At 42.3% G+C, this 12,728-nt stretch carries 16 protein-coding genes; 10 read left to right on the top strand and 6 right to left on the bottom strand.

Annotated elements, in window-relative coordinates; genetic code table 11:
* Positions 1-6: 6 nt before the first annotated feature.
* The 5 genes from AC04MM_RS05635 (at position 7) to AC04MM_RS05615 (ending at position 4,502) form a co-directional block, all read left to right on the top strand.
* Positions 7-672, top strand: coding sequence for a helix-turn-helix domain-containing protein (locus tag AC04MM_RS05635; protein ID WP_475379351.1), 666 nt, complete (start codon positions 7-9; stop codon positions 670-672).
* The gene (locus tag AC04MM_RS05630) at positions 650-1,639 is read left to right on the top strand and encodes an RluA family pseudouridine synthase (RefSeq protein ID WP_475379350.1); all 990 of its coding nucleotides are present in this window, start codon (positions 650-652) and stop codon (positions 1,637-1,639) included. Before AC04MM_RS05635 ends, AC04MM_RS05630 begins: the two co-directional genes overlap by 23 nt.
* A complete protein-coding gene (locus tag AC04MM_RS05625) occupies positions 1,636-2,310 on the top strand; it encodes a purine nucleoside phosphorylase YfiH/LACC1 family protein (protein ID WP_475379349.1) in 675 nt (224 codons plus the stop codon). Before AC04MM_RS05630 ends, AC04MM_RS05625 begins: the two co-directional genes overlap by 4 nt.
* Before the next feature lie 52 nt (positions 2,311-2,362).
* Positions 2,363-3,820: a hypothetical protein gene (locus AC04MM_RS05620; protein WP_475379348.1), complete on the top strand. Its 1,458-nt coding sequence runs from the start codon at positions 2,363-2,365 to the stop codon at positions 3,818-3,820.
* Positions 3,821-3,974: 154 nt separating this feature from the next.
* Entirely contained in the window at positions 3,975-4,502 is a 528-nt protein-coding gene (locus tag AC04MM_RS05615; RefSeq protein ID WP_475379347.1) for a hypothetical protein, read from the top strand.
* Between the two features lies 1 nt (position 4,503).
* On the opposite strand, the gene AC04MM_RS05610 is transcribed toward AC04MM_RS05615, so the two are convergent.
* Entirely contained in the window at positions 4,504-4,893 is a 390-nt protein-coding gene (locus AC04MM_RS05610; RefSeq protein ID WP_475379346.1) for a hypothetical protein, read from the bottom strand.
* Positions 4,886-6,142, bottom strand: coding sequence for a DUF6531 domain-containing protein (locus AC04MM_RS05605; RefSeq protein ID WP_475379345.1), 1,257 nt, complete (start codon positions 6,140-6,142; stop codon positions 4,886-4,888). The genes AC04MM_RS05610 and AC04MM_RS05605 overlap by 8 nt, the downstream gene beginning before the upstream one ends.
* 122 nt (positions 6,143-6,264) lie before the next feature.
* On the opposite strand from AC04MM_RS05605, the gene AC04MM_RS05600 reads away from it, so the two are divergent.
* Together AC04MM_RS05600 and AC04MM_RS05595 are read left to right on the top strand one after the other, a co-directional pair.
* Complete coding sequence (locus tag AC04MM_RS05600) at positions 6,265-6,669, top strand: hypothetical protein (protein WP_475379344.1); 405 nt, start codon at positions 6,265-6,267, stop codon at positions 6,667-6,669.
* Positions 6,666-7,631, top strand: a complete 966-nt coding sequence (locus tag AC04MM_RS05595; protein WP_475379343.1) for a C1 family peptidase — start codon at positions 6,666-6,668, stop codon at positions 7,629-7,631. Before AC04MM_RS05600 ends, AC04MM_RS05595 begins: the two co-directional genes overlap by 4 nt.
* A gap of 11 nt (positions 7,632-7,642) precedes the next feature.
* On the opposite strand, the gene AC04MM_RS05590 is transcribed toward AC04MM_RS05595, so the two are convergent.
* Positions 7,643-8,008, bottom strand: a complete 366-nt coding sequence (locus AC04MM_RS05590; protein WP_475379342.1) for a YbaN family protein — start codon at positions 8,006-8,008, stop codon at positions 7,643-7,645.
* A gap of 1 nt (position 8,009) precedes the next feature.
* Positions 8,010-8,627 carry a biliverdin-producing heme oxygenase gene (locus tag AC04MM_RS05585; RefSeq protein WP_475379341.1) on the bottom strand — a complete coding sequence of 206 codons (618 nt, stop codon included), beginning with the start codon at positions 8,625-8,627 and terminating at the stop codon, positions 8,010-8,012.
* A gap of 202 nt (positions 8,628-8,829) precedes the next feature.
* On the opposite strand from AC04MM_RS05585, the gene AC04MM_RS05580 reads away from it, so the two are divergent.
* Entirely contained in the window at positions 8,830-9,867 is a 1,038-nt protein-coding gene (locus tag AC04MM_RS05580) for a tetratricopeptide repeat protein (RefSeq protein ID WP_475379340.1), read from the top strand.
* A gap of 32 nt (positions 9,868-9,899) precedes the next feature.
* On the opposite strand, the gene AC04MM_RS05575 is transcribed toward AC04MM_RS05580, so the two are convergent.
* On the bottom strand, positions 9,900-10,370 hold the full coding sequence (locus AC04MM_RS05575) for an FKBP-type peptidyl-prolyl cis-trans isomerase (RefSeq protein ID WP_475379339.1): 471 nt from the start codon (positions 10,368-10,370) through the stop codon (positions 9,900-9,902).
* Positions 10,371-10,443: 73 nt separating this feature from the next.
* A complete protein-coding gene (locus AC04MM_RS05570) occupies positions 10,444-10,719 on the bottom strand; it encodes an RNA recognition motif domain-containing protein (RefSeq protein WP_475379338.1) in 276 nt (91 codons plus the stop codon).
* 250 nt (positions 10,720-10,969) lie between these two features.
* Here AC04MM_RS05570 and AC04MM_RS05565 point away from each other — a divergent pair, with 250 nt between their 5' ends.
* On the top strand, positions 10,970-11,866 hold the full coding sequence (locus AC04MM_RS05565) for an SDR family oxidoreductase (protein ID WP_475379337.1): 897 nt from the start codon (positions 10,970-10,972) through the stop codon (positions 11,864-11,866).
* A gap of 101 nt (positions 11,867-11,967) precedes the next feature.
* Entirely contained in the window at positions 11,968-12,666 is a 699-nt protein-coding gene (locus AC04MM_RS05560; protein ID WP_475379336.1) for a VIT1/CCC1 transporter family protein, read from the top strand.
* The last annotated feature ends 62 nt before the right edge of the window (positions 12,667-12,728 follow it).

The raw sequence follows: 12,728 nt of genomic DNA, 5'->3' as shown, positions 1-12,728 counted from the left end.
TTTAAGATGAGCACAGATTCGAAAAATAATTATTACGAAATTTTAGAAGTTTCAAACACAGCAACTCAACACGAGATTACTGTGGCCTACGAAAAAGCAAAAAGAACTTACTCTGCTCAAAATGCGGCTTTATACAGTGTATTTACTGAAGCAGAAGCCGCAGCCCTACGCGATCTTATTGAAGAGGCGTATTCGGTACTAAGCAACCAAAACTACCGCAATATTTACGAAAAACGTTTATTATCAAAATCATATTCAGCATCAGATCTTTCTTTAGATGCTGTGAAAAAAGCCAGCACTGAACTTTTTAATGAGAACAGTCTGCTTACAACTGCTCCAATTGAAGCTTCAGAAACTGAAAAACCTGCCTATGAAAAAGATCAGAGTTTAGAAACTGAAATCGAATCTTGTGATCAGTGGGACGGGGATTTTCTTAAAAAAGTTCGTGAATACAAAAAGTATTCTTTAGAGCTTCTTCACGAAAAAACCAAAGTTAACCCTTGGTATTTAGCCGCTTTAGAAAGAATGGAGCCAGAAAACTTACCGGCTCCGGTATTTGTTCGCGGTTACGTGACACAGTTTGCGAAAACTCTAGGACTTAACGAAAAACAAGTTGCTGAATCTTACATGAAGATTTACAAGTCAAAACTTGAGCAACAAAAAACTAAATAACATTACATACAAAGTTCCGGCCGAATACGCCGGGTCAAGACTTGATAAAGTTCTGGTCGACGAGAGTTTCTTTAAAGACATTATTTCTACGCGCAGTTTCGCGCAAAACATGATTGAAAAAGGCTATATCGCGATTAACGGCGAACGCACCAAAGCTTCTTACGCGCTGAAAGAAGCGGATAGTATTGATATTATTATCCCCGAAGTAAAACCGACTGAACTTGTTCCGTACGACTATAAGTTAGATATTCTCTTTGAAGACAACGATGTGATTGTTATTAACAAACCGGCCGGGCTGGTTGTTCACCCGTCTGCAGGTCACGAACAAAACACGCTGGTCAATGCCCTTCTTCATCACACCAAAAATCTTTCAATGAAAAACGAAGAACGCCCCGGTATCGTCCATCGTATCGACAAAGAAACCAGTGGTTTACTCGTTGTCGCTAAAAACGACCAGGCGCATGACAACTTATCTATCCAGTTTAAAAATAAAACCACTCACCGTATTTACTATGCCGTGGTCGACGGTCGTCCGCGCGTGGGAAAAGGCACGATTCAAAGTTATCTTGCCCGGCACCCGAATGACCGCAAAAAATTTGCCTCGGTACGTTTGAATAACCGGATTGTTACTGAATTCGATGAAACTTTTGAAAAAGGCAAATGGGCGGTCACTCATTATCAAACTTTACAAAGTTCACAGTCAAAATCGCTGGTGCGCGTGCAGCTTGAGACCGGCCGCACCCACCAGATCCGTGTGCATATGTCAGAACTGGGTCACCCTCTGGTCGGCGACCTTACCTACGGCTACTCGGCCAAAAAGGCCAAAGAGCACGGTGTTTCCCGCTTTTACCTACACGCAGCTGAACTTGGATTTACGCATCCAAAAACCAAAGAACCGATGAAATTTATGATCGATTGGCCGCGCGCTGATCTAGAAAAAATTAAATCGTGGGGCTTTATCGTATGAGCTTTACTGAATCTGACTTAGGTTTTTTTCTTGTACAAGACAATCATATGATCTTTTTCGGCAAGAACAACGCGACCCTCGATAAGCTTAAACAATCCTATCCAGATATTGAGTTTCGCACCGTCCACCAAAAACACACCGATATCTGTGTAACTTCAAAACCCGAATCACAGGAAATAGTTGCCGATGCCCATTATACGACAGAAGCCGGTGTAGGATTGGTGGTTAAAACCGCAGACTGCCTGCCAATACTTGCTTTTAGCAAATCCCAACAACTGCTTGTCGCAATCCATGCCGGCTGGCGGGGCGTAGAAAATCAACTCACCGCAAAGTCTTTGCTTACGGCAAAACTGAACGAAGCCGAGATTTTCATCGGGCCGCATATTCTGCAAAAAAGTTTTGAAGTCGATCTTGACGTAAAAGAACAGTTAGAAAAAGTATATCTGCTGCATACACAAAATCCGGATACAGCAGTCTTTACTGCCAAAGAAAATAAATACTACATTGATTTAAAAGCCATCGTCAGAAAACAGATCGACTCTGTTTCGATCCCTTATCACCTGCATGAATTAGCTCTTGATACCGTTTCAGACCCGCGCCTGCACTCGTACCGCCGTGACCGGCAAACCAGCGGGCGCAATCTAAGTTTTATTGCCAGACTTAAGTCGTAAGACCAGCCAAACCTAGTCTTTTAATTTAAAAAACGTTTGAGATACTGAAGGTATGAAAAAACTTATACTTTCTTTCTGCTTATTAGCGTCGTCGTGTACCTCTTTTGATAGCTCTAGCCGCCTGCCAAATGATGTCGGCCAGTGCCCGGTCTCAGAAAAACATCCACCATTATTTAATGTGTTGCAGACATCGTCTGACAGAATCGTTGTCCGCCTGGATAATTTTGAAAAGTATTTCAACCTTAGCTCTCCCGGTTATGATTATAAAGTTACGTACACCGAAACTAAAATTTTAGACCGCGACGGAAGAAAATCTCTGACTAATCACGAAGTTTCAGTCGGGCCAGTCGAATCTGAACCATACAACTTACAGATCCCGGTAACCTATGGCGGTCTTTATCACGTTGAACTCTCTAAAGACGGCAAGGTTTTCTGGAAACAAAAAGTTTTTGCGTTAAACAAAGCAGAAAATACTTTATCACTTCAGGAAAAAGAAGCTCTGGCAGCTCAGTTCGCGCCAGTGATCGAGATGAGTCCGGATGAAATGTACTACCCGGCTTCGCTGGAATATATTTTCAACAAAGTTGATGTTGATCCCCAGTTGGCTGCTGAGCCGTTTCGCTTAACCACGTTAAACACCAATATCAGCAAAAATTCGACCGGCTTGATCGGAAGCCTATTTGGAAAAAAATATGGCATCAACCACGAATTTACCTTCGGAGAAATCGATCAGATTTTTCCGTACTATGGTCATCAGGAAGCGGTGTTAAAATCAAATCTAAGTGATGATACCAAAACACGCCTGAAGCTGCGTTCAGGTAAAAACCATTTAACAATTTATTATTCAGTTTTTGAAAACAAACAGTGGAACGAAATTTATATCAACTACCACATGTTCTACGCCTTCGATTCTAAAAATGGCACCCAGGATAAATCTGTGATGGCTGCGCATATTTTTGACCGCGAAAGTGTGACTGTCGTTTTACGTGCTTCTACAAAACGTCCGTTACATACTTTCTACGGCGCCCATTTACCATCTCAGACGATGGCGCTACTGGATTCAAAGAAGAACGTAGTGCAGAGCTGGGACACCGGCCGCGTGTTTGTGAACTGGAACAAAATTATTACCGAAAACGGCCGCCTAAAAGCAGTGGCGGCCAAAGGGTCGCACGGCATGTATCCAGTGCGCGGCCTTTATGCGGTTATGGCTAATCAAAATTATGCCTTACTTCTGGAGCCGGCCGGCGGCGGAGAAAAACTCTATCCGGATTTTGACCCAGCCGCGGGAAATAACCTGAAATATGCTTTAAAACCTCTTCACTTAGATAATGTTTCTTCAAGCTGCTTAAGTCAGAACCGCATGCTGGCGTTCTCGGGTTCGACCGTTGATGTGCTTGGCCCGATCAATGCGACTTTTCCACCATTTACCGACCGTGAAGGTGATTATAAGAACTATGCTGATCCCAATGCGCCGCTTTTTGATATGGATCAGGCTCTGAAAGTTAAGTAACAAAACGTTGAAACGTGCCAAATCTGGGACATGGCTCGCCGCTATGGCTTCTAACGCTTTGTTCCCATTGGTACAACTGCAATTTCGCATTGTGTTTTCAATGCGAAATCAGCTATTTTTAACCTATCGAGTTTCTAATTTTATGGGGTATTAAATGGCAACAAATTTTTTAATCACAATCGCACTTTTATTATCAGTAACATCAGCGCACGCGATGCCAAAGGTCAATTCAGACGTTTTACCCAACGGCTCTGTGGCCCGCTGTAAAGAAGGCGGCGATACCGGAACCCGAGCTTTTCGTTTAACAGTTAAAGAAGTTGCGGTGACGACGTTAAAACTACAAGTTGATACCCTGGTCTGTATTCGCTTAGAAGGCAAAATGGCTTTAGTGCCCTTTGCGCTTTCTGAAAAACAGGTTTTTAAGAATAACGGCCATGTGATCAGTTACGAAAATATTGAAGCAAGCCTTGCGATCACCAATACCGAAGCGACAGCGTTGTTGGACCGCGTATTTTTGGATTTAACTCAATTTTCTCAGGAAATTACCTTGCACACAGACAAAATGCGTACCCGCGTGTTTGACGTAAGCTTACAATCTTTAGAAGTGATCCGCATCGATGGCAAAGCCGTCGATCAGGGCATGAGATTTAGCGGCTCATACCGAATTTCTTTACAAGATTAATCTACTGGCCGGTACTTACGCCGTTAGAATTACCCATCCCGTTATTAGCCACATTGACCGGGTTTACGCAGGTATTTGCCACAACAACATCGCTTTCCAGATATGAACAGCGGTGTGAAGTCGTACGCGGAATACATTCTGCCCGCAGCGGCTCATCATCAAGATCTCTTCCCCTTGAATATTCATTCGGATCACTTGCCAAGACTGAACCATCAGCACCGCTGGACTGATTTGAACCTCTCGAAGCGCTCGTAATCTTAAATAAGCCGGCAAAAAGTAGCCCGATCGCCGCAATTTTTGCACCTAGTGAATCGAACAAACCTGCCTGTGCTTTCGGAGCCTGTAACATCGAAACAGCTAATACAAAAATAATCAGATTTTTTCTATTCATTGTTTACCCCGTTTTTGGCCAATAAAAATTCAGTGTACACAGCAAATGCCTCGAAGCGATCCGGAGTATTGGCATTCGCACCTGAATCCATTGAATCGAGCTTTCCATTCTTGTAGTTAAAATTAACTTTACTTACTCCGGCGATAGAGAGCTCGACCAAACGCTGATTATTGTACTTAGTGAAAACCGTTGTTTTACTGTTGTCAGCCACCAGTGTCTTTTTAATTTGCGTTACATTGCCGAGCTGGTCGACCTGATAATCCCAGACAGCGGTTTTAGTTTTAATCTTGTTCCAACCCTTTTCATCTTTTAACAAATCCGGGCTAATAGCGGCCGGAGTCCGGTACAAGGCCGCCGTATCGACACGGTTTTTAGAAAAAAGCGGCGAACTGGAGCTGGAAAATTTTTTCGTCGTTTTTTTACAGAGATCTTTTACGGTGGTTTCTAATTTTGCCGAATTAATATCGGCCTGGTAAGAAAATTCATAACCGCACTGGTTCTGATCCTGAATTTTAGCTATCGCATCAAGTTTACCGTCGTAAGTGATGGTGTGTTTATCACCATTCGGCAACACGAATGAAGACATACGGCCACTTTCGTCGTAACTATAAGACATTTTTTTTGCCCAGGCATTTTCAACTTTGATCAAATTGCCTTTTTTGTCGTATTCGTACATTACTTTTACTTTTGTAGGGCCTTCAATTTTTTCAATAAGCTTATCGGTCTTTTTAAAAGTAAACATATAGTGATCTTTGCCGTTATGGACAACCCGGTCGATTAATCCGTGTTTGCTGTGAAAAATACGCAGGTAAGGCTTTTCAGGCTGGCCTTTATGCGCAATCATGCTGAGCAAACCCTGTTCGTTGTATGCAAAAATATTGTCAGCGGCAATTCGGATAAAACCGACACTGTTCGGAAGTTCCTGCATTACTTCGGTACCCAGCGCATTAACAAAAGCGCCATCAGCTTTGATAAAAACACTGCCGGTTGTCTGCCCGCAGGTTCTGATTTCTAAACCTTTTGTAGTGCGCACAACTGATTCCTCAATCTGCGAGCACCAGTTATTGCCGAACAAACCGAAACTTTTACGCTTATTGCTGTAATAGCGCTGTATTTTAAACGGCGTCAAAACATCTTTGGTCTGAAGATCAATCGGATTTAAACTCAGCTCACCACTCAGTGGATTAATTACAGCCTGGGAAACTTGCCCGGCAAAAAATAGACTCAGAAAAAGTATTTTGTTTTTCACAGATACAATTTTAAAATGAATGCGTTTCGAGAGGTAGACCAATAAAAAAAAGTTTAAAATACTGGACTATCGACGGCCTAGGTGCAGTTCTCTTTTATTGAAAAAAAACCTACCATAATTAAATGAAAATTATCGTAAATTTTTTTATTATGTGTTTTTCAATTTCTCTGTTTGCAGCTGGCACGGACGAGTGTGGATTGGCAAAGATCAGCTATAAAGCCGGTGGTAAAGTTACCTCTTTTGAAGCTGAAGTTTGTAAGAATGAGTACAGCCAATACTATTCGAAAAAATGTGCTGACGGCTGCGATTTTGCCAAAGCTTTGAAAACTAAAAATATTGAAATCGAAGATGCTATGATCGGTTCGCCGGGCGGACAGATTTGCAATGAGTTAAATTTTAAATCACGCATTGTCGACATCGAATTTAAAGGTAAAAAAACTTCTTACATTGACCTTTGTTTTAATGCCGATCAGACAAATTTTGTCTCAACTGGCTTCTTACGCGATCTGCAAGGCGGTGACGAATGAAATCTTTGATCGTCGTCGGCCTGCTTGCCGCTGCTGAATCGGTTTTTGCTGCCGGGTCATGCCAGAATATTGATTTACGATCGCAACTTGGCCCGGTGCTAAACCAGGATGGTGCCGGTTACTGTTATGCCTATACAGCAGCCGACTTGATTTCACATAAACTGGGAAAACAAGTTTCTGCCGTAGACATTGCACTGCAGTACACCAAACGCCACGACCGCTTAATGTATAATGCTGAAGGCAGAAATTACTTAAACAAAGTCAGCAGTGAACGGTCTGACGATGTTGATCACGGTGGCTGGGTCAGATATGCACTTCCTTACGCCCAGGAAGCTGGCTTTTGCTCAGAAGAAAAAGTAAATTCAAATGATTTCACCAATGACAAAGACATGATCAACAGTCTGGTGAATCTAAATCAGCTCGCACTTAAAGAATACAGTCTCGATACGGCGAATGGATCAGATTGTGCCAAGTTTGCAAAAATTCAACGTGTGTTCCCGGGCGTGAGCATGCGCGAACTGCAGGACACAGCCAATAAAAGTACGGTCATGAACGTCGGCACCAACGTGGCTGATATCGCCTGCGAACCGCGCATCAAACCCGAAACACCAATGCGTTTCAAAAATATTTACGGCTCAGATCGTAAAGATGGTGTCATTAACTCTACTCAGTTTAACCAATTAGACAGCGTTTTAAATTCGGGTAAACCGCTTTCACTGACCTTGAGCATGGAATCACTGTACGAATTCAGAAACGCACGCGTTAAACGCCAACCGATTCACGCGATCACGCTTGCTGGCCGCCAGTACAATCCTCGCACCGGCAAATGTGAATATATCTTAAAAAATTCATGGGGACCTGAATGCGACAGCAAATACAAAGTGCGCTGTGAAAACGGTTATATGTTCGTGCCGGAAGAAGTGTTGCGTAGAATAATTATGCAAGCGGATTATATTGAGTAATCAATTTGAATTTATCTGTGGCTCACAGTCGGTAGGCGACCAACATAGACGGCACTGCCGACGATCACCAGACCGCCGAGCACCTTTACTGCAAGTGGTGCCTCTGAAACCATTAACAAAATAATTCCGAGAGACATTCCCGCAAACGCCAGGTTTTTACTTCCGGCTGTCATCGCGCGGTGTTCTCTCCAGGTGCGCAGAGTTTTTCCGAAGCGCGGGTGCTGCAACAGCCATTGCTCCAGACGTTGCGAACTGCGACCGAAACAGTACGCCGCCAGGATAAAAAAGATGGTCGATGGCAATACCGGCAAAAACGCGCCAACTATTCCGACACCGACCATACCTAATCCTAAAGTTAGAAACACAGCTTTTTTCATTTTAGTTTAATGATTCAAAAATTCTTTCATTCAATTTAAATGCGGTGATTGCCTCGCGGCAAAGCTCATCTGCAAACTGTGGTACCTGCTCACCGATAAAATCTAACTGGGAACGATACACGTTTTTTCGCTCAGTAAAATCAGAAAAATCATAATTGTAAAAATTTAACCCTTTTCCCTCGGGAAAACGCTTACTTAGGATCTTTCCTAGGATTTGCCCGCCCGAAAGATCTCCCATATAGCGAACATAGGCGTGACTGACAAGTAAATAAGGTTTTGATTGCTGAAGCCGCACTAGGTGATCTTTATAATCATCGACAGACATTTTAAGTGCACCGCTTAGTTCGCCCTGGGACCAAAATTTTAAATCATTGTTCAGGGGCTCTGTGCGAAAGAGCTCCGGATAAAACAAATAGCTCACTTGAGGTTGTTTTTTATGGGCCGTCATTGCAGCTTCTAATGTCTGATAAACTTCACGCAGAGCCCACAGGTACTGGGCATATTTTTCAGGCGAGCATTTTCCTTGAAATAAATTTTGAATAAACGATGAACCTTCAGCATTTTTATGTGCAGTCATCGATGACTCCCGTAATCGGGTCGATAACGAAACTTCAGGCATATGACCTCCAGCGAGAATAAACTTACCTATTGTCATTTCACATTTACAGCAAGAATCAGTCCGCCCCGTTAAATCACCAATCAACTGAAAACAAGTTGATCGCCAGCTGAAAAGATACAGCTCGTCAAAATAATTAGCAGCGTTACTGGCAGCCACCACATGTCATCTTGTTTTAACCTTTAGCATCAATTAGTCTTTAGATATGTCGAAAGCTACTGTCTCATTTAAACACCGTATATCTCTGGCGTCGCTTGTTTTGGTTTGCGGCTTTCTGGCGTATCGATTTTTAGAAAAAAATTCTACTGGCCAACAGCAAGCTCCCTTTTCACAGCCACTCACCGTCAATCCTTTAGTCAAAGATTCAGAAGTCGCCACCGGAAACTTACAAACACCGATAAGTTCTGCATCGGCGACTGTCGCCAATTTCGCAGCCGGCTCCGACTGCCTTGAAAAAGTTGAGCATGAACTTTTCGCCGGTGAGAACTATACGCAATACCAAAAAAGACTTAAGCAGGCTCTTCGCAGCAGCGTCGGAGAATGGTTTTATATTGCCAACGCAGCTGCAGATTTAACTCAAATTCAAAGTAAGAGCGAAAAATTTTTTTACGCACTGGCTTCGGCAAATCTCTTAATCGGCCTAAAAACCAAAGTTCCGCTGAATCATGATTTGGCATTAAAACTACTTACCGAAGTCTATTCTGAAGACCGTAATAATTCGGCTCCCTTGCTTTACGCGGCCATTGTCTATGAACAGCTTGGAAAATTTTCTGTTGCCAGAGAGCTCATTAATCGGGCTCTCGAGCAAAGTACATACTTCGACACTTATGTGCTCAATTTCTCAAGAACCCTGGCCCTGGCTTCAGAGTCTGCCGAAGATTTTTATCGCAGCACCACTATCCTGGCTTCACATCCGGTGCCAGACCATTTGAAACTGCGTGATTTAATTTTAAAGTATAAACTCAGAAAAATTTCAGAGCAGTTAATCCAAGATGCGCTCGATAAAAATAAATTACTCGCTGAATATGAGTGGTCATTAATCGACTACACCATAGGAGTTGCGACATTAAAAAAACTAAGCCCTGAATACAAGTTACCCAGATTTCAAGATTTGATGTCTCAAAAAAATAGAATGAATGACTTTAATCCTGAAAAATTTTTTGAAGAATTTCAAAAAAATTGTGACATGAAATTTGTGGAGAATGAGTTTCTATTTTTAAAATCACGACTGAATAGAAATTAAGTGTAAGGCCAGGAGTTTTACTTTTTCAGATTTTAATGCAAAGTCTGTGTACCTAAGCTGTTATAGGCATGATTCATTTCTTCTGTGGTTGCCGCTCGTGCGTCTAGAACTTCAATTTCAAAAATCAGATCTTGCCCCGCTAAGGGATGATTGCCGTCCAAGCTGACCATGTCCTTATGAAACTGTACAATAGTGTACGTTCTTAATACTCCGCTTTTTCCGGTTATGGTCACTGTTTGACCAACACGAATGCCTTTAGGTAATTTTTGGACAGGATAAAGTATAATTTTTTTTGGATCGTAGAATCCATAGGCTTCTGCCGCTGAAATAGAAATTTTTCTTTTTTCACCTTTTTTGAGATTTTCCATGCCTTTTGCAAGACCTAGTAGGTGAATATCATTAACAGAGGGCATTGTTAAAACATCGCGATTATAGGTTGAACTGATAACCAGGCCAGCTCGATTTTTCAGAAGACAATTAAACGAAATGACTTGCGGGTTCACAGAGGCTCCCTATTTCTAAAAAATAAAAAGTCGATCTTTTGAATCGACTTTAAAATAGAAAAACTTATTTTAATTAGTATGAACGACGATCTGTGCGCGGAACCATGGGCTTTGCCACAGCTACGCTGATCGAACGGCCGTCTAAATCTGTGCCGTTGAAGCGATTAATTGTGTTTTGCGCTTCAGCCGAAGACGACATTTCAACAAAGGCGAAACCTTTGCTGCGTCCCGAATCACGGTCCATAATTACTTTTGAAGATGTTACTGTTCCGCATTCAGAAAATTTATCACCAAGTGATTGATCAGTTGCAGAATATGGCAGATTGCCAATATATAGTTTTGTACTCATTTTTTACCTCCTACAGGCTTGAGCGCTAAATCGGAGGAGTTGAACAGAATGAACAAAAAACTCTAACTAGCTAATAACGTATCGGATAGATAACACACTTATATAAGAACACCTAACATTATATTTTCTCAGATCGCTCCTGTCGTATATAGCTGAGAATCTTTGTGATCGATCTGTAATGCATCATGATCGCATAGAAATTCATTCTCTAAACAACTGGGCCAGTTCATTATTGTGTTATAATTAAAACATGAAGAATGACCCTGTAGTCCTAGTGACCGGTTGTGGTTCGGGTATTGGCCTGGCATTAGCTGACAATCTTTACGAAAAGACTGTGTATCGTGTAGTTATTACCGCGCGTGCAAGTTCAATTTCATTTCTGAAATCAAGATTTACAGAAAATGAACGATTTATAATTCGTGAATTAGATGTCATCAACGAATCGCAGAGAAAAAATTTAGTAGCTGAAATTGCTGCTCGCTGGTCGGGTATAAATATTCTCATTAACAATGCGGGCGTAAGTTACCGGGCCGTTGTTGAGCACATGAGTGCCGACGAGGAACAACATCAATTTGCTACAAATTATTTCGGGCCCGTAGGTTTAATCAGGGCAGTGCTCCCGCACATGAGAAAACTCGGAAGCGGTAAAATAATAAATGTTTCTTCTGTAAGTGGCATGTTAGCCATGCCGACCATGGGATCCTACAGTGCTTCGAAATATGCACTTGAAGGTTTGAGTGAAGCTCTTTGGTATGAGTTAAAGCCGCTCGGCATAAATGTAAGCTTAATACAGACCGGATTTGTCCATTCAAAATCATTTTTAAATGTAAAGTATTCGGTTTTATCTAACCCTGGAAATGATATTGAAGGAGTTTATGCAGACTACTACCAGTACATGACGCCGTTTATCGAAAGACTAATGAAGCTGAGCCTGACTTCCCCAAAAGATGTGGCCGTAAGGATCTTGAAAGTCATAGATAATAAAAATCCACCCCTTTGGATTCCTGCGACTCTGGACGCGAAAAATTTTTATTATCTGCGCCGTTTTATTCCCAGACGTATTTTACTTAATCTACTTTTTTCAGTTCTGCCAAGTTCACGAAAATGGGCCAGAAAGTATACGAATCGTTCAGCGACAGACGCCTGATGTGTCATTAAAAAATATTTTCATCCAGCTTCCCAACTGCTCAAAGATGATAAACAATTAATAAAAGATAACGCAGAAAATTTTATCGAAAAAGGATGAATATGAGCTTGCATGCCCAGTCTGAAAAACACAAAACCACCAACATAGGCTGGTTAAGAGCTGCCGTTTTGGGAGCCAATGATGGTATCGTCTCAACTGCAAGTTTAATTGTTGGTGTCGCTTCTGCTAATGCTTCTTATGAAAATATTTTTGTCAGCGGCGTTGCTGGGCTAGCCGCAGGAGCCTTATCGATGGCAGCGGGTGAATACGTTTCAGTAAGTTCGCAAGCAGATACCGAGGCCGCAGATCTGGCCCGCGAAGTGATCGAACTAGAGACCGATCCTGAATTTGAACTTAAAGAGCTGGAACAAATTTATGTCGAACGTGGTCTGCCAACCGATCTGGCCAAACAAGTTGCCATAGCACTGACGAAACATGATGCCTTAGGCAGTCACGCACGCGATGAGTTGGGTATCACCGAAATTCATAAAGCGCGCCCAATCCAAGCGGCTTTCTCCTCCGCCATCACTTTCGCGGCAGGCGCGGCACTCCCACTTTTGGTTGTTGTTATATCCCCGATGTCTCACCTGTCACTGGTTGTATCCATGGCCTCTATTCTGTTTTTATTTTCTCTTGGAATACTTTCAGCAATTGCAGGTGGTGCTAGTATTGGAAAAGCAGCACTCCGTATTACATTTTGGGGTGCTTTTGCAATGGCTATCACTGCGATGATAGGACACTTCTTCGGAACCGTTGTGTAAATGTTTGGGATCTCCACACTAGACCGTATAAGGCAACGAGTCAAAAAAGTAAGCATAGTTAA

The organism is Bdellovibrio sp. SBM16 (genome assembly GCF_056175625.1).
The sequence above is the reverse complement of the archived record's forward strand: the minus strand, read 5'-3'. Positions and strand labels throughout refer to the sequence as shown.

Coding starts and splice junctions, on each gene's coding strand:
- AC04MM_RS05620 (WP_475379348.1), top strand. CDS start 2,363: ATGAAAAAACTTATACTTTCTTTCTGCTTATTAGCGTCGTCGTGTACC.
- AC04MM_RS05565 (WP_475379337.1), top strand. CDS start 10,970: ATGAAGAATGACCCTGTAGTCCTAGTGACCGGTTGTGGTTCGGGTATT.
- AC04MM_RS05585 (WP_475379341.1), bottom strand. CDS start 8,627: ATGCCTGAAGTTTCGTTATCGACCCGATTACGGGAGTCATCGATGACT.
- AC04MM_RS05610 (WP_475379346.1), bottom strand. CDS start 4,893: ATGAATAGAAAAAATCTGATTATTTTTGTATTAGCTGTTTCGATGTTA.
- AC04MM_RS05600 (WP_475379344.1), top strand. CDS start 6,265: ATGAAAATTATCGTAAATTTTTTTATTATGTGTTTTTCAATTTCTCTG.
- AC04MM_RS05635 (WP_475379351.1), top strand. CDS start 7: ATGAGCACAGATTCGAAAAATAATTATTACGAAATTTTAGAAGTTTCA.
- AC04MM_RS05560 (WP_475379336.1), top strand. CDS start 11,968: ATGAGCTTGCATGCCCAGTCTGAAAAACACAAAACCACCAACATAGGC.
- AC04MM_RS05625 (WP_475379349.1), top strand. CDS start 1,636: ATGAGCTTTACTGAATCTGACTTAGGTTTTTTTCTTGTACAAGACAAT.
- AC04MM_RS05570 (WP_475379338.1), bottom strand. CDS start 10,719: ATGAGTACAAAACTATATATTGGCAATCTGCCATATTCTGCAACTGAT.
- AC04MM_RS05580 (WP_475379340.1), top strand. CDS start 8,830: ATGTCGAAAGCTACTGTCTCATTTAAACACCGTATATCTCTGGCGTCG.
- AC04MM_RS05615 (WP_475379347.1), top strand. CDS start 3,975: ATGGCAACAAATTTTTTAATCACAATCGCACTTTTATTATCAGTAACA.
- AC04MM_RS05595 (WP_475379343.1), top strand. CDS start 6,666: ATGAAATCTTTGATCGTCGTCGGCCTGCTTGCCGCTGCTGAATCGGTT.
- AC04MM_RS05590 (WP_475379342.1), bottom strand. CDS start 8,008: ATGAAAAAAGCTGTGTTTCTAACTTTAGGATTAGGTATGGTCGGTGTC.